The organism is Acidimicrobium ferrooxidans DSM 10331, from assembly GCF_000023265.1.
GTDB lineage: Bacteria > Actinomycetota > Acidimicrobiia > Acidimicrobiales > Acidimicrobiaceae > Acidimicrobium > Acidimicrobium ferrooxidans.
Genome location: NC_013124.1, coordinates 1,952,740 through 1,972,640 on the forward strand (window position 1 = coordinate 1,952,740; position 19,901 = coordinate 1,972,640).

Genomic DNA, 19,901 nt, shown 5'->3' on the forward strand with positions numbered 1-19,901 from the left:
TTCAGCATCGGGTTGCCCCCTTCTTCTGGACCCTTGAGGGCAACCTACCCTGGAGGGTGGGTCATTTTTGTTCCGCTGCTCGTGGGTCAGTTCTAGCCCGCTGCCTACATCTGGGGCGGCTCAGATGGGAACGTGACCTTCGTGGGTTTGCTATTCGTGGCAAGCGTCAGACAGCCAGCGCTGTACTTGCGTTCAAGCACCAACCGGTCACATAGCACCTCATATCGCTTGGCATACGACGCACCCGCGAAGATCGGATCAACTGGAAAGTACGGTTCCACGTTGCGAACGGGCGCATGGACTTTCGCACAGTCCTCCAGCAGAAAGAAGTACCCGAGGAAAGGCGCGGGATGCTTACCGAATCGACCTTCCCGGTATGCCGTCCAAATGTCCTCGGCGTTGCCGATGGCTTCTTCCGTTCGGTTGTTGAAGTTGTTACCGAAGCTCGGACCGACCTGTGACTTGAATTCCACAGCCACAAGGAGCTGGCCGTCAACGACCACCAGCAAGTCCCACTTCCTTTCCGGTCGGTAATAGCCGGGCAGCTCGAGCGCCGTGCGGACCCTGACATGGTCAGGCTCGAGCCCAGCATCGACGAGTACGTCCGTGAGCAGCACTTCGAGCGCACCCATCTGCGCTCCTCCCGTGACCGCACCCCGGGTGCCTGCGCTTCCCCCCATTTGCTTGACAGTCTGAATGTAGGCCACGGCCACCTCTTCGCGGGCCCAGATGAGCTCGTACTCGACGGGCGGTAGGTACCCGAGGCTCGAGTGCAGGCGGACGGTGTTGTAGCGCTGAATCCAGCTAGCGATGGCAGAGCGGGCCTCGTCGAGGTTCGCGAAGCGGTAGCGAGCCACCAGCTCGCGCTCGCAAGCTCCCGCAGAAGGCCTCGGCCACGGCGTTGTCGTCGCGAGGTCGCGACCCTGCCCACCGACTGGCGAAGCCCGAGCGTCGCGCAGAGCTGGCGAACCTTCCGGGAGAGGTACTGGTTGGCGCGATCGCTGTGGACGATCGCCCCAGCGAGGCTGCCCCGAGTCCCGAGTGCTCCGCAGATCGCCTCGACCATCAGGTCATCGGGCATGCGACGCTGGAGCGACCAGCCCACGATGCGCCTTGAGCGCGCCCTCCTTGGCCACCGTGCGGATGCGCATGATCACACTGCGATCGACCTGCCACTGGTCCGCGGCCTCGATCACCGTCACCTCCTGGCGCACCAGCTGGAGGAAGATCTCGTACTTCTGCAGAGTGGTCAGGAACCGCTTCGCACGGCGTCCAGCCCGGTCAGTTCCACGGGTCTCCTCGGTCATCGGAACATGGTCTTCCACTCGTCGTGGAGACCCGCGGATGCTGCTTGATTCGTGGGCCGATCCCTATCGCGAAGTCAGGCGCAAACCAAGGCCGTGTGGCTCCGTGTGATCCTGGGAAGCACCGAATCCCACACAACGGAGAGAGGGCGGCAGATACCGTCGTGCCGTCATGACGGCATAGTGGTAACATGAAGCCATGGCAAAGAAAAAGACGACCGTCTACCTCGACTCCGATGTACTCACGGCGACGAAGGCTGCAGCGCTCACCTCCAAGCGGTCGGAGAGCGCGGTCATCGAGGATGCGCTGCGGTCATATCTTCGGAGCGGCCACGGCGATGCGGCACGAGATGAGCTGCGGGAACTCCTGAAGCGTGTGGCCTTGGCAAGCGACCTTGACGAGGATGCAGCGCTCGCGCAGGCAGTAGACGAGGTCCGAGCGGTTCGTCAGGAGCGTCATTCGCGATCGGTGCGTGGTGGGTGAGCTGCGTCGTGTTGTCTTCGACACAAATGTGTTCGTGGCGGCGGTCACCTCACGAGACGGCGTGTGCGCCCGGCTCCTCCTTGCTGCGACAAGTGGGCGGTATCGCCTCATCGTCTCTCCGATGCTGCTCGACGAGCTTTCTGCGGTGCTCGTGCGGCCGAAGTTCCGGCGATACCTGAGCGTCGAGGACGCGCGTCGGTTCGTGGAGGTGATCCGGGAGCTGGCAGACGTCGTGGACGATCCCCCGGAGGAGGATGATCCCATCACCGGTGATCCCGACGACGACTTCCTCGTCCTCCTGGCGGAGGTGGCGGGTGCCGACGTGCTGGTGTCTGGAGACCCGGACCTCACCACGGTGCAGCGTCCGGGACTTGTCGTGAGGACGCCCCGGGCGTTCCTGGAGGACCTGGAGCAGCCGATCTGACGGCGGACATCCCCGGCAGGGCTCAGTGAGCCCCACCGGGAACGAGCCCGGGCGCTATGCCGCCGGGGCTGCTGGAGCGCTCTTCCGGGAGAGCGCTTGGAGTCGGTTGGCGACGATCTCGACAGTGCGTCGAGTGCTGGCGTCGGTGGCGTGCCACTGGCGTGAGTTAAGCCTGCCAGCCACGTACACGAGCCGACCCTTCGTCAGGTATCGGGTCGCAAACTCGGCCGCCTGACCCCAGAGCACGACGTCGAAGAAGCCCGAATGATACCCTGCCTGCACGGCGATCCGTACGGTCGTGACGTGCTTCCCGGAAGGAGTCTCCCGAAGATCAGGGGATGAGATGAGGCGGCCGATGAGGGTCACCTGGTTCACGGACTCTCCCCGGCTCTGGCGGGATGCCGCCATTGCGGCGGTCATCGTGGTGGTTGTGTTACTGCGCATTGCTGCACCTCTTGTTGTGTGGATCGATGCCACGGTGACAAGCGGGCAGACTGCCGAGCGGAATTGGCCATTAAGCCGGTACGGCTTCTCGCTCTTGGGCCTTGCAGCGGACAGGCAGGGGTCTGCTATCGGGGATGCTCGCGTCCCGTATGGCGTTCGTAGACGATCCAGAAGGGTCCAGAAACTCCCTGCCACCGCCTTGACCTGCCAGGATGGAGTCGGCGAGGCTGCTCAGCGTAGTGCCCTCCTGTAGACCTCGGATGGAGGTGGAGGGCACCAGCCCCTGCACGTACGCAGCTGACTCCGTCAGCGGCGAGTTCTCGGAGCGTCAAGGGCAGCGCTCGATCGCTGCCAGGCGCTCTGTTGCCGTTGAGCGCGGCTACGAGCATCCGAGCACTATAGGCACCGCCGAAGCAGGTGACTCGCTGGCACCTTGTCTGCAGGAGGAGCATCCTCCTTGGGCGTGACAACTTCCGCTGGGGCGGTGATGCCGTCCACCCCCAAAGGAGATGCGGAAGAAGCACAAGATGATCGACACGAGATTGATCAGGGCACTGCGTACGCATGCCCTGTGCATGCACACGCAGGGATCCCTACGAGGGCGACATCGGCAAGCCCGCCGCTGCGCAACCGCAGCTCACCGGCGACGTCGCGCTGCGCACACCCTGCATCGGCATGCGTACGTAGCGCTGAGCAGGTCCCGAGAAATCCACCCGAGAAACTCGCCCCTCGGACGAGCGCCGGAATGACAAACCGCTGGCCAGACACCTGCACCCCTGCACGAGGTGCGTGCTTGACCAGCGGTCATAGTGGCGGGGGCAGGATTTGAACCTGCGACCTTCGGGTTATGAGCCCGACGAGCTACCTGGCTGCTCCACCCCGCGGCGTGGAGAACAGTGTAGCGGCGCTCCCTCTACCCCGCCGCCTTGCCGGTCACGCTCGCGGCCTTGAGCTCCGACAGGATCTGACCGATCTGCTCGATGTCGCTCTGGTAGGCCCCGAGGTTGCCGGACTTCAAGGCGGCTTGCGCCTCACTGTAGAGCTGATCGGCCTTGGCGAGCAGCCCGGCGGCTGAACTCGGAACGGTAGCCGTCGTCGACGTGCGCGACGAACCCTGCACGCCCGACGGCACGACGCCGAAGATGTCGCGCAGGACACCCGCGAACGTCGGCTCCATCGCAACCTGCGTCCCGTACACGCCGATCACTTCCTTGATCTCAGGCAGCGGATTCGCCTGGCTCGAGACGTACATCGGGCGAACCCACAGGAGGTTCTGACCGAGCGGTAGCGCCGTGAGGCCCCCGAGCGACACGTTCGAGCCGTGCTGGTCGAGCAGCGTGATCTCCTGAGACACATTGGTCGCAGACACGATGCGCGACGCAACCAATGCGGGGCCGTCGATCTGGCCCGAACTCGGAGTCGTCAACGCCACGAGCTGCGTCGGATCGGACGCCGACGCCTCGCCAAAGAGCAGGCCGGTCAGGTTCTGCTGCCCGCCGCTCTGCGAGAACGGCACGAATGCCTCCATCAGTGCCAGCTGCGGCGAGGAGGTGCCGGGCACCTTTGCCATCTCGTAGATCGGGCTCATCAGGTTTTGGCTCGTGCCGCCGAAGCTGAACGAGCTTCCCGACGAGATCGAGCCGTTCTGCGGCTGTGCCGACAGCGACCACGCGTTGCCACCCGAGTAGAACGTCGACGGATTCGTCACGTGGTAGATGCCGTACATCGCCGACTGCACGGCGAGGAGATCACTCGGGTAGCGGAGGTGACTCGCGATCGCGGCTGGCATCGCCGAGACCGGCTGGAAGACATGGGGAAACGCCGCCTCGTAGGCCTGGATGATCGGATCCGAGGGGTCGGTGACATAGAAGTGCATGGCACCGGTGTAGGCGTTCACGACCACCTTCACCGAGTTGCGAACGTAGTTGAACGACGTGTTGGCAAGCGGTGCGCTCGACGACAGCGCCTGCGTGTTGGCCTGCTCCGAATAGGGGAAGTTCGCTGTGGTGGTGTAGCCGTTGATGACCCAGTCGATGTGGCCGTCGACGATCACCGGATAGGGATTCGACCCGTAGTGCAACACCGGCATGGCCATCTCGACGCGCTGGAGGAGATCGCGCTCGAACATGATGCGCGAGTGGGTGGTCAGCAGGCTCGACACCAGGATGTTGATGTCGCCGAAGCGCATCGCAAATGCCGCACGCACGAGCAGCGACGAGAGTCGGACACCGCCCGAGCCGGCGTAGTGGGTCTCCGACGACGCCCCATCGGGGAGCTGGTAGTCGATCTCCGCTTGGCGGCTGTCAGCGATCACGTAGCCCGAGAGACCTTGGCCGTAGTAGACCTGCGGCTGCGTGAGCGTCGGAGCACCGCCCGACGAGGTCGGCGGAAGATCACGGATCAAGAAGATGGGGTTGCCCGCGGCCGAGATCTCGTTCGCCGGTGCCAGCGCGACACCGTAACCATGCGTGAACTGCAGATGCTGGTTGACCCAGGACTGGGCTGGAAGGTTCGCTGCGTTCAGCTCTCGAACGCCGATGATGACCGGTGTGGGCTTGCCGTTGATCGTGTCGTTCTCGATCGAGAGCGAGGGGAACTGGTAGTACGAGCGAATGGCCTGGAGCTTGCCGAAGGTCTGCTGGGGCGTCGAGGTTCCCCAGAGCCGCGCCGCGCCAAGGGAGTCCAGGTTCGCCTGCTCCACCGACGAACTCGTATTCGCGGTCGCAGAATAGGGCTCTGAGGGAACATCGGCGATGTCGTAGGCGTAGCGCGTCGCAGCGATGTTGCGCGCGATGTAGGGAAGCTCCTTCTGACCCTGGGCGGGATCCACCACGAACTTCTGGATGATGGCCGGATAGATCGCTCCCAGCACGATCGAGATGAACGCCCACAGGCCCAGCCCGATGACCGGCAACACCCAACCCTGACGGAAGATGTTGATGACGAACAGGACGCAGGCCACCGCGGAGATGAAGATCAGCAGATTGATCGCGGGGAGCTGGGCGTGGACGTCGGTGTAGCTCGCTCCCTCGACGAAGCCCCTGGTCGAGAAGTCCAACTGGTAACGCTGGAAGTAGTAACCAATGGCCTTGATGAGGGCCATCACTGCGAGCAGGACCGACAGGTGGGCCTTCATCGAGGGTGCGACCCGCTGCTCTCGGCGCTGGGGCTGGATCGATCCGGTCAGGTACCCGACGACCGCGGTGAGCACGAACGTGAAGGCCGCAGCAAGGAAGAACCACGAGATCAGGAACTCGATGAACGGGAGTCGAAAGACGTAGAACCCAACGTTGACGTGAAATTCGGGGTCTCGCATCGGGAAGGACTCGCTGTGGCCGAAGAGCAGCCAGTTCTTCCATTCGGCAGGTGCTTGGGAGGCGACGATGAGCGTCGTCACCACGGCGAGCACGACGGGCAGCACCCACCGACGACGGTTGGCGAAGGCGCGATAGCGCTGCACCAGTTCGTCGTCGTGGTCGGCCGGTTGGCGCAGGCCCTGGCGTTGCGCGACGACCATGCTGGTGAGCGCCCCTGCGAGGTAGATCGCCGCGAACACGACCCACAGCTCGACCTTGGCGAGCAGGACCCCGCTCCACACCTCGCCGAGGTGATAGTTCGAGAACCAGAGGTAATCCGTGAAGAAGACGGCGAGACCCTTGAGCGACAGCAGCAACACGATCGCGATGACGACCACGCCGACGAGGATGAGCTGCGCCCGTGATGGTCCGCGACGCTCCCGGGTCATGTCCTGGGGGACGCGCATACCATCACGAGCCTAGGCGAAGACCGGCACAACGAGGCACCGGCACCCGGGATGCGCTGGCGGTCTCTCATGACCTGTTGGGAAAGCCTCGTCAGCAGCGACGACCTCGGCGAGTGCGTTGTCCTCGCAGTCGGGGCAGGCACGACGCGTCGGGTCGAGGAGCCAGCGGTACCCTCGCGGCGCACCGACGCTCCGCACGCCCGCGAAGAAGGCATCGGTGGCGGCGTCGTGCGCAACCTCATCGAGTCGACCGGCTCGAAGCTCGCGGTGGATTGCACCGACCCGCTGCGCGAGCTCCTCCGGCTCGCCACCATCCTCCATCGTGCGCACGAGCATCGCGAGCACTTCGTCGTCGAGACGAGCGACGAGCCGTGCAAGTGCGTCAGCGACGACGCCATCTGTGCCCTGGTGGTGCGGCGCGACGATGCCGCCGAGACCCTCGGCGAACTCGACCCCAGCCGCCACGTTCCGTTGGATATGGAGTTCGCAGCTCGCGCGCAACACGGACGGGTCGGCCCGCAGCTCGACGAGACGAGCGGTGACCTCCTCGGGATCGCGCTGGCGCAAGTCGGCAAGCACCTCGTTGATGAGGTCCCCCACGACGCGCTTGACCCGGCGCGCAAGATCGACCCCGCGCGGCTCTGCGAGCTCGAGATAGCGCCGGTACAACGATGGTGGACACGTATTGGCATCGTCACGATCGGGCTCGACGTCGCCAACTCGCCCCGCATCGCCATCGTCGGCCTCAGCGCCGAGGACCGCGGACTCGCCACGGTCGTGGTTCGTGTCGCCACCACGCTCGTCGACCTCGTCAAGTTCGAGCGTGTCGTCACCGTCATCGCGCACGGCCAAGGGCTCGCGCTGGGCCCGATCAGGGGACACGACCTCGCCGGCGCCAGCCACCGCCTCGCTGGGAGTGACGACATCTGCAGTGATGGCGACCGCACCACCAGCGTCCGCGAGGCTCGAGAACAAGTGCTCGAGGCGCTCGAGACGCTCTCGTGCAACCGCCGACCGATGGCTGGGGGAGTCGTCGACCGGCTTACGTGCACCCTCGCCGAGAGCCTCGCTCGAGGGCTCCGAGTCCGGTGACGTTGCGTCCGATGGCGTCGCACCTGGGAGATCCGTGTCCAGAAGTGCCTCGTCGTGCGGTGCACCGTCAGCCAGTGCGGTGTCCCGGAGCTCCGTGTCCGCTGACACCGAGACGGCCGGCTCCTCGTCTCGCGACGCCTCGACGCTCTCGGGCCCCTCGTGCTCGTCGGCTCGAGCCGCACGTGGCCCCCCCTCGTCCCGTGAGGCGGTCGCCACCGCATCGACCTCACCGGTCGTCGCAACGCGAGGAGCGAGCACGTCCGAGGCGAGTGAGCCGGATGGCCCCTCGACGACCCGGACCCCACTCGCCGGCGCACCCTCCCCAGCGAGCGCCGCCGAAGGAGCCGGGGCACCAACAGGGTCGGCATCGGAGGCGGTGCTCGTCGCGTCGTGGGCCTCGTCGGCGATCATCCGAATGAGCGACGTCACCTCGGCAAGATCGAGGTCCGGTCGCGCGAGACGCTCGGCGACCTCGCTCAGGTCGGAGGACGAACGCTCGCGCGTGTCTGCGACGTCCGTCGACGGATCGATCGGCGTGGTGGTCTCGGCCCCGTCGCTCGGAGGACTCGGAGGCTCCGCGACTGCGCTACTCGGTCCGGCGATCTCACGCCGTTCGACGACCGACGGCTCTGCATCAACCCCATGACGCCGCGTTCGCCGCTCCACCGCGTCGACCTGGACCAGCGCCTCTGTCGCAACCGTTCGCACCTGCTCGAGCAGCTGGCGCAGCGAAAGGCGAGTGAGGTCGAGATTCGCAAGTTCTTCGCGCCGCTCGGCCACCTTGGCCTCGGCGTCGGCGAGGAGCTTACGGGCGTGCTCGTTGGCGCGCAGCACCAGCGATCGCCCCTCTTGCTTCGCGCTCTCCACGGTGGTCTGGGCAGTCCGATCCGCCATTCGCGTGAGCTCACTCGCCTGAGCGCGAACCTGCTCGAGGTAGGCCTCCGCAGCCTGCCGCGCCTCGCCGAGGGCGGCCTCGGCCGCATGACGTGCCTCGTCTTCGATGCGCTGCGCCTCGCGTCGTGCACGCTCGAGGAGGTCGGCAGCCTGGGCTTCTGCCCGACGACGCAGTGCTGCGGCGGCCTCGGTCGCGCTCCGCAAGACGTCGGCAGCTTCGCGACCGACGAGCTGGGCAGCGCGGTCGGGGTCTTGGAGCGCGCCGTCGAGCTCGTTCTTGACCTTGAGTGCCTCGGCTCGCGCCTCGTCGCGCTCGAGTTCGCGCTTGGCTCCCTCGCGACGAGACTCCTCCAGCGCATCGCGCAGGCGGGCGACCTCGTCGCGAAGTTCTGAGAGCGTCGACCGAACGCGGTCACGGTCGAAACCGCGCCGCACGACCGGGAACTCTTCGTCTGGCTCATCTCCCGAGCGCCACATCGCTCCTCCTACCGAGCGCTGTGCGCCGCCGCCTCCGGCCGGAGCCGGTCGAGGAGCTGGAGGGCTCCACGCAAGGTGGCAGCTGCAAGCACGCGCATTCTCCCCGCCGCGTCGGCCCTCGCCTGCACGATTTGCGATGTTGCGACGATGACCGTCTGGATGCCGGCAACTCTAGCCGCGAGGAGACGCTGGCGAAGTCCGGACACGGCCACGAGTGCCCCGCTCGGATCGATCCCGGCGAGCGCGGCGATCGGCTGGCGCGGGGCGCGGGCGAGCAGCGCAGGACGAAGTTCGTCGGCGATCGCCAGGCCCACCGCCAGCCCTGACGACGCCGTGTCGGCGTCGGGCAGGCGCAGCTCGAGATGCACCGGCGTGATGGCGGCGGTCGCAGGTGAGGTCACGAGTCCGAGTTCCCCGGCGACCGAGGGCACCGTCACCGACGAGACGAACCGCGAGAGTCCTGAGGCCGTCGAACGCACCAACGACAAGGTCACACGCGTGTGGGTGACGGCCGCGGCGACGGCGCTGGCGAACGCTGCTGGCGTCGGCACGGGAACGCCGTCGACCCCGACCACGAGATCGCCAGCGTGCACGACACCCCGGAGCGGAGACGTCGGGAGCACACCACGCACCACCTGGCCCTCCATCGACTCGACCCGAACGCCGACTGCTCGACAGGCCGCGACCAGCGCAGCGATCTCCGACTGCTGCGATGCGCTGAGCACGGCTGGATCGCCAGAACGTGCCCCCACGATCTCGGGGACCACCGATTCGGCGGGGTCGAAGCTTGCGATCAGCCAACCAAGTGGCGAGAGCGGTCGCGCGGTCGTGGTCGCGCTCGCGATGTCCAGCGTGGCGGGCGGCCGCCCCGCCACGCGCACGAGCGGCGCGATCGCCACGGTCGCACCCGGCGCAAGGGCCACCTCACCGATGCGTCCGAACACCCCCCACCCGAGCAGGAGGAGCAGCCATCCGACGACCCACAGCTTCGCCCCGGCAACGACGGCGTCGCTCATCCTCCTCTGACGCACGAGGGGAGCCTACGAGTTCCGAGGCCGAACCAATCTGTAATGATGATTACACTCATGAGCAGACCGAAGGAGGCTCTCATGACAACATGGCTTTCTCGCGCCGAAGCCGCGTCAGAACTCGTGGCGGCGAGCGCACTGCTGTTCGAGGCGGAGGTGATGTCGCGCTCCGGTCACGGCAATCTCTCCTGCCGCATCGGCGACGACACGATCCTCATGACCTCGTCGGGATCGATCCGCAACCTCGATCCTTCGACGCTGGCCGTCGTCGGACTCGACGGCACCGTTCGCGAAGGGGCGATCGCGCCGGAGAACGCCGAGATCATCGAGATGCACACACAGGTCTACCGGCTTCGCCCCGAGCTCGGTGCGATCATCCACACCCATTCACCGAACCTCACGGCCTTCGCCTATGCCCATGAGCCGCTGCCCATTCGCTCCGAGCCCATGCTTCGGTTCGGCCAGGCGGTCGCGGTTCCCGTAGCGCCCTGGGCGCCTCGCGGATCACACGAGTCGGTGGGCGGGATCGTCGAAGCACTGCGGAACGCCCCAGAGAGTCAGGCGGTGCTCCTCGCCAATCACGGGTTGCTGGCTCTCGGTGCCGCACCAACGGCGGTGGCTCGCCTCATCGTCGCCCTCGAGGAAGCGGCGACGGAGGAGCGCTTCGCGGCAGCCCTCGGTGGCGCCAAGGACTTTCCCGCCGATGCGCTCGCCAAGGTCCAAGCCTCGATGGCGAGGGTACGGTGAGCACGTCCGACCGCTTCTCGTCGATTCGTGACGGGTATCTGCGGTTCTTCGGCTCGGTCCCCGCGTCGTTCGAGGAGCGGGCGCGGGTGGCGCGTCTCGTTGGTCGAGAGGCGACCCTGGAGGCCGCAGAGGCCCTCCGAGCCGCCGCGATCTACGACAATCCGCTCGGGCCGCGCCTGCAGCAGCTCGTCCACTTCGGCCAGCTCCTCGTGCTCGGCGAGGAGGGCCCTGCGGCGCTGCACGCCCGCACCGCGGTTCGCCACGGCGCAACGATGGCCGATCTCGTGGGCGTCGTCGAGACTGCGCTCATCACGGCCGGCGTCCCCGCCTATGCGCTCGGGATGCGCGTGCTCGCAGCACTCGATCATGTCGACGAGTCCGACACACCCTGAACTCGGCGCGGGCTGGCTGCTCGGAGCAGTCCACCGACACATCCGTTCGCGCTGGGCGGAGCGGATTCGTGCCTACGACGTCACGCCACCGCAGGCTGCGGCGCTTCGTGCCCTCGCGAGCGCCCCAGGACTGTCGCTGCGGGAGCTCGCGCGACAGATCGAAGCAGAGCCGATCAACCTGTCGCGCACGCTCGAACCTCTCGAGGAACGTGGCCTCGTGTGTCGCGAGCCGAGACCCAACGATCGGCGCGCTCACGCGCTCGTGCTCACCCCACGAGGCCTGGACCTGGCCGCCTCGCTGACCGCGGCCGCGGCCGAGTTCGAGCACGAGCTGGCCACGCTCCTCGACCCAGGCTTCGACCAGACGGTGGCGTGGCTCCATCGCGCCCTCGCCACCTTGCGCACGTCCGAGCCGTCGCAGCCAGGCTGACCCGCACGGCCTGGCGTACCCGAGGCGCACACGACACGTCTACCATCTCGACGACGGCACCCGACGGGAGGCACCCATGGCACGACTCGAGATCGACGCAGGGTGCGCTCGCTGCGCTCGGGCCGGCACGCACGCCCAACATCTCGCTGGCCCGATGGACGTCGTCGAGCGACCCGGACTCGACGCCGTGCGCTACGTCGACGATGAGGGCCGAGCCTTCGCAGGCTTCGACGCCATCGTCGCCGTGCTCGCCGGTCGCTGGCCACGGTTCGCTCGGGTCGGCACGATCCGCTGGGTGCGGGCCACCGGGACGGTGGCCTACCGAGCGGTGGCGCACGTCCACCGCGTGGGAGATCGACCCGACAGCTCCCAGCACGAGGGCTCCGAGCGCCCGCCGCGAGGCTAGGTCATCCGCGAGAACCGACGGATCGCGATCGGCGCCGCCACGATGACGAACCCCACGGCGACCGCGAGCGATCCGAGGAGCGAGGCGCCGAGGCTCACACCGACCAGGGCGCGGGCTCCCGAGCCGACGATCTCGAGGCGAGCCGCGTCCATGACCAGCGAGACCGGCTGGTAGCGCGCGAACCCCTGGAGCCAACCCGGCAGGGTCTGGATCGGGACGAACGCACTCGAGACGAACGTGAGGGGAAAGAGCACGGGAAAGCTCATGAGCTGGGCCGCCTCCGCACTCGGAGCGTAGAGACCCACGATGGCGAACAACCAGGACAGGGCGTAGCTGAACGCCAACACGACGACCAATCCGACCACGAGGCCGACGAGATGATGCGGACGGAATCCCACGGCAAGTCCGACGACGACGACGATGACGGCGGTCGCGAGGTTGCGTACGAGGTCGGCGGCCGTACGGCCCAGCAGGACCGCAGCACGCGAGATCGGCAGGGCGCGAAAGCGCTCCATGATGCCCGACGCGAGGTCTTCGGCGAGCCCGACGCTGGTGGCCGCTGCGCCGAAGATGATCGTCTGGACCAAGATCCCCGGCATCAAAAAGTCGACGTAGGGGACCCCGAGTCGAGCCGTGATCACCCCGAGCGACCCGCCGAAGACGTAGCGAAACAGCAGGACGAACATGACCGGCTGGATGAACGAGAAGAACAGCGACTGTGGGACGCGCAGGTAGCCACGGAGCACCCGGCCTGCGAGTACCCATGCGTCGGCGATCACGCTCCCGCCACGTTCGTGTGCGATCACGGCGCTGCTCATGCCGCCCCCTCGGTACTCAGCTGCCCGTTGGTGATCGCGAGAAACACGTCGTCGAGCGTTGGTTCGCGTATCACCATGCCCTCGATCGCGACCCCGGCGCCGTCGAGCGCACGCAGCGCGATCATCGCTGCCTGCGCACCGTTCTCGACGCCGAGCTCGACCACGCGGCCATCGACGCGCGGATCGGGAAACCCGGCCGCCCGCAGCGCCTCGACGACCATGGGCGGCGGCTCCGCGGCGAGCCGCACCTCGACCACCGTCGCCCCGAGGCGAGCCTTCAGGGAGGCTGGCGTTCCCTCGGCCACGATGCGGCCGTGGTCGACGATGACGAGTCGCTCCGCCAGTCGATCGGCCTCCTCCAGGTACTGCGTGGTGAGCAGCACGGTGGTCCCGCTCGCTGCGAGATCCGCCACGATCGCCCAGAGCGCGAGGCGACTCTCCGGGTCGAGGCCGGTCGTGGGCTCGTCGAGGAACAGCACCGGCGGCTCAGCGACCAGTGCTGCGGCAAGGTCGAGCCGACGGCGCATGCCGCCCGAGTAGGTCCGCAGGGGGCGGTCTGCGGCCCCTGCGAGACCGAAGGCCTCGAGCAGCGACCCCGCACGCTCCCTGGCTCGACGCCGACCGAGGTGGCAGAGCCGACCGACCATCTCGAGATTCTCACGAGCGCTCAGGCGTGGGTCGACCGCAGCGAACTGGCCAGCAAGCCCGATGCGGCGACGAACGACGTCCGGCTCGCCAATGAGATCGGCGCCCGCGACGATGGCACGTCCGCCGTCGGGGACGAGCACCGTCGTGAGGATGCGTACCAGCGTCGTCTTGCCCGCACCGTTGGGTCCGAGGAGACCGAACACCTCGCCGTGGGCGACGCTCAAGCTGACGCCGGCGAGCGCGACGAGATCGCCGAAGCGCTTCGTGAGGTCGTGCGCCTCGATGGCGAGTGGTTCCATCCCGGTCAACCTACTCGCTGTCGAGATCTGGCGCGTCGCTCAGTGTGACGGCAGCAGATCGCCGATCTCGGCTCGCTCGGCGATCAGCTCGTCGCGCGTCACGGCGATCCGAGCCGCGAGCGGTTCTGGCACATCGAGTCCCTCCACGACGTGTACCCGCTCACCGTCGGAGCGGACCGGGAAACCGAAGAAGAGCCCCTCGGGGATGCCGTACTCACCGGCGGACACCACACCGAGCGCTTCCCAGTCGTCGGCTGCGCTCGGATGGATCACCGAGCGAACCGAGTCGATCACGGCGTTGGCTGCGCTCGCGGCGCTCGAGGCACCACGCGCCTTGATGATGGCCGCCCCCCGCTGCTGGACCGTCGGGATGAAGTGCTCGTCGAACCATGCCGCGTCGTCGATCACTTCGGTGGCCGGCTTGCCCCCGATACGCGCGTGCCAGTAGTCGGGCACCTGGGTTGCGGAGTGGTTGCCCCAGATCGCGACCGTGCGCACCTCGTCGAGCGCAACGCCTGCTCGCTGCGCGAGTTGGGTACGAGCTCGGTTCTGATCGAGCCTCGTCATCGAGAACCACCGCTCCGCGGGGATCTCTCGGGCGTTCTCGCGTGCGATCAGCGCGTTCGTGTTGCACGGGTTGCCCACCACGAGCACCCGGACATCAGAGGCCGCGTGCTCGGCGAGCGCTCGACCCTGAGGACGAAAGATCGCACCGTTGACGCCGAGGAGGTCGCGGCGCTCCATGCCAGCCTTGCGCGGCACCGAGCCGATGAGCAGGGCCCAGTTCACGCCGTCGAAACCACGTGCGAGATCGGTGGTGAGTTCCATCCGACGGAGCAACGGGAACGCACAGTCGTCGAGCTCCATCGCAACGCCCTCGAGAGCTGCCATCGCCGGCTCGATCTCGATGAGCGACAGCTCGATGGGCGTTTCGGGCCCGAAGACGTCGCCCGCAGCCAGCCGGAACAGCAGCGAATAGGCGATCTGACCAGCGGCGCCGGTGACGGCGACACGAACGGGTGTGGTCATGGTGCTCCTTCCATCATCCCCCCGTCTTCTCGTCCCCCCGACGAATGCGCTCCGCGACGGCGTGGCCGAACTCGCTGGTCGAGACCTTGGTCGCGCCATCGCGCAACCGTGCGAAGTCGTAGGTCACGATGCCCTCGGCGATGGTCCGCTCGAGCGCATCGACGATGGCGTCGGCGACGTCATTCCAGCCCAGGTACTCGAACATCAGCACGCCGGACAGGATGACCGAACCCGGATTCACCATGTCCTTGCCGGCATACTTCGGGGCCGTACCATGGGTCGCCTCGAAGATCCCGTGACCGGTGACGTAGTTGATGTTGCCGCCCGGTGCGATGCCGATGCCTCCGACCTGGGCGGCCAGCGCGTCCGAGAGGTAATCGCCGTTCAGGTTCGTCGTCGCGATGACGTCGTAGTCCCGAGGCCGCGTGAGCACCTGCTGGAAGGCGTTGTCGGCGATCGCATCCTTGACGAGCAGCTTGTCGCCGGGATCACCACCACAGTCGTCCCAGCCAACGGCGACGTCCGCGAACTCCTCACGCACGAGCTCGTACCCCCACGCACGGAACGCACCCTCGGTGAACTTCTGGATGTTGCCCTTGTGGACGAGCGTCACCGAGCGGCGGTGGTGATCGAGGGCGTAGCGAATGGCAGCTCGGATGAGCCGCTTGGACCCATGGGCCGACACGGGCTTGATCCCGATCCCTGCATCGGCGCCGAGCTCCCACCCGAAGCGCTCGGCGAGGAACTCGCGCAGCGCACGGGCCTCCTCCGAACCAGCCTGGACCTCGAGGCCAGCGTAGACGTCCTCGGTGTTCTCGCGAAAGATCACCATGTCCACCCACTCCGGATGGCGCACCGGCGACGGCACGCCCTCGAACCAGCGCACGGGCCGCAGGCAGACGTAGAGATCGAGCAGCTGACGCAGGGCGACGTTCAGCGAACGGATGCCGCCACCGACCGGGGTCGTGAGCGGGCCCTTGATCCCGACGAGATACTCACGAAACACCGACAGCGTCTCGTCCGGCAGCCACGACCCGGTCTCGCGGAAGGCCTTCTCGCCAGCGAGCACCTCGCGCCACTCGACGCGACGCCCATGGGCCGCGAGTGCCGCATCGAAGACCGTCCTCGCGGCGGGCCAGATGTCCACCCCGGTTCCATCGCCCTCGATGTAGGGGATGATGACCTCATCGCCGACGATCAGCCGACCGTCGGCTCCCATGCGCACCGGAGTTGCCACGGGCTCATCCTATCCCACCGTCTCAAAGCGCCCCAGTCAGGCCTCCGGATCCTGCCTCGAGCCGCCACGTGCAAGACGATCCGCCCAGCGCTCCACGTCGGCAAGCTCGTCGGCGTTCGGGAAGGCGTCGGGGTCCGCCAGCGCGGCGCCGACGAGCTCGGCTCGATCCTCCCGCACCAACAGCTGGCCGGCGAAGCGCTGACTCGCGGCCTCCACCGCCGCGAGGTCCATGCCGAACAGGTTCGCGAGCGCCAGCGTCGCCGGCTCCTGCTCGCGCCGATCCGCCAGGCTCTCGATCCAGCCCGCACGCCCAAAGAGGCGGGGCCGTAGCTCCTCCAGCGCCGCTCGCGCGACGCCCAGCACGAAGCTGGCGGTCGTCGCGAGTTCGCGAAGGTTGGCTTGGCGTGCCGGGCTCTCCTCGGCCTCGAAGAGGCCCTCGAGCCCGAAGCCTCCGAGCTCACCGAGTCCTGCGATGCCCCCGCGCTCGAGGAGCCTACGACCCATCGCCTCGGCATCAGCACGCAGGTCGAGGAGGAACAACCGCAGCTCGACGTCGAGACGGTCGGCGACGTTCGGCGAGGCGATGAGCGGTCCGCGGACCGCATCCTCGAGCACCACCCAGAGGCCGACCTCCGCGGCGGGTGCCCCGAGTTCGGCGGCGACTCGTCCGATCGCCGCTGGCGCGACCGTCGCGCCAGCGTGGAGGGATCGTGGCAGTACGAGCTCCGTCCCCGACAGCGACGCCATCGCGAAGTGCCCAAGGACCGAGCCGAGCTGTGCATTGACCATCATCGGACCAGCTTGGGCTGCGAGGGTCGCGAACAAGCGCCCCATCTCGGGATCCATCGCGTCGGTGAACTGGGGCTCGGTGACGACCGTGCCACCGAGAGCACGCTCGAACAACACGAGGTACTCGCGCAGCTCACCGACGAGCTCGGTGTACAGGTCGCGTGGGTGGAGGGTGCGCACGCCGATCTCGACCTCGCCCACGACACGCACCGCGAGCGCCGACTCGGGAAGGTAACGAGACGCGATCGGACCGAGCTCCTCGAACGGCGCGCGTTCCGTGGCGCCGAGCGCGTCGGCTCCGGAGAGCGCGAGCTGGGCAAACTCGTCGCGCACCCGTGACGGATCCGACCCCTGGGCGCTCATGGCACGCGCGAGGTCCCGCAGTAGGAACTCGAACGGGTTCTGGGGCTCCTCATCGCTCGCCATCGCTCCTCCTCGACGTGCCTGCCGCACCCAATGTCGTGGCACCCACGCAGCACCCCACCCTATTCGCCCCGGGAAGCGGACGAGGAGTCCTACGATGGACCAGGTGAGCCACCTCGAGGCTACGGTGCGCGTCGGCCACGACGCCCGGCTGGTCACCTGGTACCGCTGGAGCCCGACGGCGACGTGGGTGGTGATCGTCGAGCCCGGCGCGACCCATGACTACCTCGTCCCGGTGATCGACCAGCTGGGTGCAGCCACCTACGACCCGATCGGCAACGGGCGCTCGCGTCACCTTCCGCCCGATGCGATCGGCCGCATCGGGCGCAACCTCGCCGCGGACGAACTCGCAGCGATCCTCGAGGCGCTCCCGGGCCCCAGGCGACTCGTCAGCCACCACAGTGCGTGCATCGCCGCACTCGACATCCTCGCCCTCGTGCCGGAGCTCCTGAGTGAGATGGTGCTCGTCGCTCCACGTCTCGGGCCTCCGCCCGCACGGCTCGACCCCTTCGCGACGGAGCATGCCTCGTCGCCGTGGCACGACGCGACCCGCGCCTGGATCTCGGCCGACCCGCGACCGCTCGAGCACTGGCGCACCGAGGTGGCACCCTCGGTTCGCGACGCGCTCCGGGTCCCGGCGTCGACGAGCACCGTCGCGGTGCGCGCGCTCGTCGACGCCGACGACACGGAGGCCCGTACCCTCGCCGAGACCCTCGGAGTTCCCACGGAGGTCTTCCCCGGACGCGATCTCGCGCTCGCCGACTCGTCTCGGTTGGTAGCCGCCCTTGCTCGCTGAGTGTTCGCGCAGAATCCGGCGCTGCTCGCAAGCTGTGCAGCCTCGGGCATCTAGCCTGGAAGCACACCTCGGTCGAGTCGTCGCGCGACAACCCGCGAGTCGACGACGAGGTGCGTCATCCACCGGGCAATGGGGCCAGAGGTGCGAGGAGGCATGGTGGTAAGCGGGTCGTGGGAGTCGACGACAGCCACCACGTGGCTTCGCCTTGAGGGCGCTCCCATCGATGAAGCCGCGGTCGCGACGTTCTGCCGGCGGCCCTCCGTGGGCGCGGTGGTCACCTTCGCTGGCACGGTGCGCGATCAGGGCGAGGGCCTCAGCGGTATCATCGCCCTGCACTACGAGGTCGCCCTCGAACTCGCCGCCGCACGCCTCGATGCGATCGCAGCACGTGCCTTCAGCGACGCTCCCGAGCTCCAAGCGCTCGCGGTCCACCATCGTCTCGGACGCGTGCCGCTCGGCGAGCCCGCCGTCGTCGTCGCCGCAGCCGCCGCCCATCGCGACCTCGCCTTCGACGCGGCACGCTTCGTCATCGACGCCGTGAAGGTGGCGGTTCCCCTCGTCAAGCAGGAACTCACCGAGGTCGGCGCACGATGGGCCCCGAGCGCCACGCCCCTCGAAGACTTCCCCACACAGAAGGATGTGACGTCATGATCGAGCTGCTCTACATCGCCATCCCCATCGCGCTCGTGGTCATCGTCGCGGTCGTCTCCAGCATGCGCGAGCACCGTCCCCATGACGTGCGCTCGAGCGTCTCCACGTTCGAGCACGCCCGTCAGGCGCTCGAGCGCCGCACCACCCTCGACGCGAGGGAGCGCCCCCTCCGTGAGCGTGGATCTCGGGGTGCACCCGAGTGAGCCGTATCGCCCTCGATCTCGGTACGGCGACGACGCGCCTCGCGATCGGTGCCGAGCCGCCGCACGCGCTGGAGAGCCTTGCGGCCATCGACGTCGAGCGAGGCGACGTCATCGCCGTTGGCAGCGCAGCACGCGCCGTGGTATTGCGTGAGGGCGGTCGCACGTCGCTGGTGCACGTCGTCGACGCTGGCGTCCCGGTCGGCCCGCAGGTGCTCGCCGGCTTCCTCAAGCGCACGCTACGCGAGGTCGGCCTCCGCTCCCTCGGGCACGGCGAAGTCGTCATGTCGATGAGCGAACTCGCCACGAGCGTCGAGCGCCGCATGGCTGCGCGCCTCATCGACCGCCTCGGTGCGTCCGCCGTGACGCTCGTACCGCCGTCACTGAGCGTACTGCGCGCCGTCGGCGCCGATCCAGAGTTCGGCTCGTTCGCCATGGTGGTCGGGGAAGCCTACACCGAAGCAGGCATCGCGGCGATGGGCAGCCTTTGCGCGAGTGCTGCGAGCAAGGACGGTGTTCGCGATCTGCGAAGGGCCATCAGAGAGTACCTCTGGAGCAATCACGAGCTCGCCATCAGCGACGAGACCGCCTCCGAGGTGCTCACCCAACTGTGCGATGTGTCTCGCCCCACCCAGAGCGCCCGTGCCCGCATCTGGGGACGACGCCGAACCGACGCAGAGAGTACCAACGTCATCGTCGATGCGAGTGCGCTGGTCGCCGCGATGACTCCGACGCTGCGCTCGATCGAACAGCTCGCCAACACCGCGCTCGCGCGGGCGCATGCCCAGCTCGTCGCCGACATCGCCGAACGGGGCCTCGTCCTCGCTGGGGGCGGCAGCTACGTACCGGGCCTCGCCGCACGTCTGGCGAACGCGCTCAAGATCCCCGTGACGGTCGCTGACGAGCCACTGGACGCCGTGCTTCGGGGTCTACGCACCAGCGCGCGACTCCCTCGGCGTCGTTCGCCCGCGCCCTCCTAAGGGGCGCACCTGACGCACGCACCTCGGCACGCTGCCAAGTGCCCTGCTTGCAAGACCCCGTCGCACGGTGCTGACGCCGCTGCACCGCTCTCGCGCCGAGTCCCCGCGGTCCAAGGTCCGGCGCACCGACGAGCCCCGCGTGCTCG

Annotated in this window: 22 protein-coding genes, 1 tRNA gene and 1 pseudogene; 10 read left to right on the forward strand and 14 right to left on the reverse strand. The window is 67.7% G+C overall.

Features of this window, described 5'->3' with window-relative positions; genetic code table 11:
• Window positions 1-104 precede the first annotated feature (104 nt).
• The 3 genes and pseudogenes from AFER_RS09645 to AFER_RS12120 form a co-directional block, all read right to left on the reverse strand.
• Entirely contained in the window at window positions 105-959 is an 855-nt protein-coding gene (locus tag AFER_RS09645) for a PaeR7I family type II restriction endonuclease (RefSeq protein ID WP_425358546.1), read from the reverse strand.
• 17 nt (window positions 960-976) lie between these two features.
• Window positions 977-1,081 (reverse strand): annotated as a pseudogene (locus AFER_RS13010) (hypothetical protein); the annotation flags it as partial.
• Window positions 1,071-1,307: a hypothetical protein gene (locus AFER_RS12120; protein ID WP_041661822.1), complete on the reverse strand. Its 237-nt coding sequence runs from the start codon at window positions 1,305-1,307 to the stop codon at window positions 1,071-1,073. The pseudogene AFER_RS13010 and the gene AFER_RS12120, both read right to left, overlap by 11 nt.
• Before the next feature lie 196 nt (window positions 1,308-1,503).
• Here AFER_RS12120 and AFER_RS09655 point away from each other — a divergent pair, with 196 nt between their 5' ends.
• Both AFER_RS09655 and AFER_RS09660 read left to right on the forward strand, forming a co-directional pair.
• Window positions 1,504-1,788 (forward strand): ribbon-helix-helix domain-containing protein, encoded by a 285-nt coding sequence (locus AFER_RS09655; RefSeq protein ID WP_041661823.1) that lies wholly within the window; start codon window positions 1,504-1,506, stop codon window positions 1,786-1,788.
• Entirely contained in the window at window positions 1,781-2,212 is a 432-nt protein-coding gene (locus AFER_RS09660) for a putative toxin-antitoxin system toxin component, PIN family (RefSeq protein ID WP_280956814.1), read from the forward strand. The genes AFER_RS09655 and AFER_RS09660 overlap by 8 nt, the downstream gene beginning before the upstream one ends.
• A 54-nt stretch (window positions 2,213-2,266) precedes the next feature.
• On the opposite strand, the gene AFER_RS09665 is transcribed toward AFER_RS09660, so the two are convergent.
• The 6 genes from AFER_RS09665 to AFER_RS09685 form a co-directional block, all read right to left on the reverse strand.
• Window positions 2,267-2,587 carry a single-stranded DNA-binding protein gene (locus AFER_RS09665; RefSeq protein WP_049755476.1) on the reverse strand — a complete coding sequence of 107 codons (321 nt, stop codon included), beginning with the start codon at window positions 2,585-2,587 and terminating at the stop codon, window positions 2,267-2,269.
• A 194-nt stretch (window positions 2,588-2,781) separates the two neighbouring features.
• A complete protein-coding gene (locus AFER_RS13015; RefSeq protein ID WP_083769398.1) occupies window positions 2,782-3,222 on the reverse strand; it encodes a 3-keto-5-aminohexanoate cleavage protein in 441 nt (146 codons plus the stop codon).
• Window positions 3,223-3,466: 244 nt separating this feature from the next.
• A tRNA-Met gene (locus AFER_RS09670) sits at window positions 3,467-3,540 on the reverse strand.
• 29 nt (window positions 3,541-3,569) lie between these two features.
• A complete protein-coding gene (locus tag AFER_RS09675; RefSeq protein WP_015799259.1) occupies window positions 3,570-6,419 on the reverse strand; it encodes a UPF0182 family membrane protein in 2,850 nt (949 codons plus the stop codon).
• Between the two features lie 12 nt (window positions 6,420-6,431).
• Window positions 6,432-8,882: a structural protein gene (locus tag AFER_RS09680; RefSeq protein ID WP_015799260.1), complete on the reverse strand. Its 2,451-nt coding sequence runs from the start codon at window positions 8,880-8,882 to the stop codon at window positions 6,432-6,434.
• Window positions 8,883-8,890: 8 nt separating this feature from the next.
• Complete coding sequence (locus AFER_RS09685) at window positions 8,891-9,913, reverse strand: S16 family serine protease (RefSeq protein ID WP_015799261.1); 1,023 nt, start codon at window positions 9,911-9,913, stop codon at window positions 8,891-8,893.
• 78 nt (window positions 9,914-9,991) lie between these two features.
• On the opposite strand from AFER_RS09685, the gene AFER_RS09690 reads away from it, so the two are divergent.
• The 4 genes from AFER_RS09690 (at window position 9,992) to AFER_RS09705 (ending at window position 11,885) form a co-directional block, all read left to right on the forward strand.
• Window positions 9,992-10,657 (forward strand): class II aldolase/adducin family protein, encoded by a 666-nt coding sequence (locus AFER_RS09690; protein ID WP_015799262.1) that lies wholly within the window; start codon window positions 9,992-9,994, stop codon window positions 10,655-10,657.
• A complete protein-coding gene (locus AFER_RS09695) occupies window positions 10,654-11,049 on the forward strand; it encodes a carboxymuconolactone decarboxylase family protein (protein WP_015799263.1) in 396 nt (131 codons plus the stop codon). Before AFER_RS09690 ends, AFER_RS09695 begins: the two co-directional genes overlap by 4 nt.
• Window positions 11,024-11,479 (forward strand): MarR family winged helix-turn-helix transcriptional regulator, encoded by a 456-nt coding sequence (locus AFER_RS09700; RefSeq protein WP_015799264.1) that lies wholly within the window; start codon window positions 11,024-11,026, stop codon window positions 11,477-11,479. The genes AFER_RS09695 and AFER_RS09700 overlap by 26 nt, the downstream gene beginning before the upstream one ends.
• Window positions 11,480-11,555: 76 nt before the next feature.
• Window positions 11,556-11,885 carry a hypothetical protein gene (locus AFER_RS09705; protein ID WP_015799265.1) on the forward strand — a complete coding sequence of 110 codons (330 nt, stop codon included), beginning with the start codon at window positions 11,556-11,558 and terminating at the stop codon, window positions 11,883-11,885.
• Here AFER_RS09705 and AFER_RS09710 read toward each other — a convergent pair.
• Genes AFER_RS09710 through AFER_RS09730 form a run of 5 tightly spaced genes read right to left on the reverse strand, consistent with a single transcriptional unit; the run spans window position 11,882 to window position 17,131 of the window.
• On the reverse strand, window positions 11,882-12,703 hold the full coding sequence (locus AFER_RS09710; protein WP_015799266.1) for an ABC transporter permease: 822 nt from the start codon (window positions 12,701-12,703) through the stop codon (window positions 11,882-11,884). The two genes, AFER_RS09705 and AFER_RS09710, sit on opposite strands and share 4 nt — an antisense overlap.
• Window positions 12,700-13,650 (reverse strand): daunorubicin resistance protein DrrA family ABC transporter ATP-binding protein, encoded by a 951-nt coding sequence (locus AFER_RS09715; RefSeq protein WP_015799267.1) that lies wholly within the window; start codon window positions 13,648-13,650, stop codon window positions 12,700-12,702. Before AFER_RS09715 ends, AFER_RS09710 begins: the two co-directional genes overlap by 4 nt.
• A gap of 39 nt (window positions 13,651-13,689) precedes the next feature.
• Complete coding sequence (locus AFER_RS09720; protein ID WP_015799268.1) at window positions 13,690-14,679, reverse strand: malate dehydrogenase; 990 nt, start codon at window positions 14,677-14,679, stop codon at window positions 13,690-13,692.
• Between the two features lie 13 nt (window positions 14,680-14,692).
• Window positions 14,693-15,916, reverse strand: coding sequence for an NADP-dependent isocitrate dehydrogenase (icd, locus tag AFER_RS09725; RefSeq protein WP_015799269.1), 1,224 nt, complete (start codon window positions 15,914-15,916; stop codon window positions 14,693-14,695).
• A 36-nt stretch (window positions 15,917-15,952) separates the two neighbouring features.
• A complete protein-coding gene (locus AFER_RS09730) occupies window positions 15,953-17,131 on the reverse strand; it encodes a zinc-dependent metalloprotease (protein ID WP_015799270.1) in 1,179 nt (392 codons plus the stop codon).
• A gap of 94 nt (window positions 17,132-17,225) precedes the next feature.
• On the opposite strand from AFER_RS09730, the gene AFER_RS09735 reads away from it, so the two are divergent.
• The 4 genes from AFER_RS09735 (at window position 17,226) to AFER_RS09750 (ending at window position 19,755) form a co-directional block, all read left to right on the forward strand.
• Window positions 17,226-17,924 carry a hypothetical protein gene (locus tag AFER_RS09735; RefSeq protein WP_015799271.1) on the forward strand — a complete coding sequence of 233 codons (699 nt, stop codon included), beginning with the start codon at window positions 17,226-17,228 and terminating at the stop codon, window positions 17,922-17,924.
• A gap of 153 nt (window positions 17,925-18,077) precedes the next feature.
• A complete protein-coding gene (locus AFER_RS09740) occupies window positions 18,078-18,575 on the forward strand; it encodes a molybdenum cofactor biosynthesis protein MoaE (RefSeq protein ID WP_049755480.1) in 498 nt (165 codons plus the stop codon).
• The gene (locus AFER_RS09745) at window positions 18,572-18,778 is read left to right on the forward strand and encodes a hypothetical protein (RefSeq protein WP_015799273.1); all 207 of its coding nucleotides are present in this window, start codon (window positions 18,572-18,574) and stop codon (window positions 18,776-18,778) included. The genes AFER_RS09740 and AFER_RS09745 overlap by 4 nt, the downstream gene beginning before the upstream one ends.
• Window positions 18,775-19,755 (forward strand): rod shape-determining protein, encoded by a 981-nt coding sequence (locus tag AFER_RS09750; protein ID WP_015799274.1) that lies wholly within the window; start codon window positions 18,775-18,777, stop codon window positions 19,753-19,755. The genes AFER_RS09745 and AFER_RS09750 overlap by 4 nt, the downstream gene beginning before the upstream one ends.
• The last annotated feature ends 146 nt before the right edge of the window (window positions 19,756-19,901 follow it).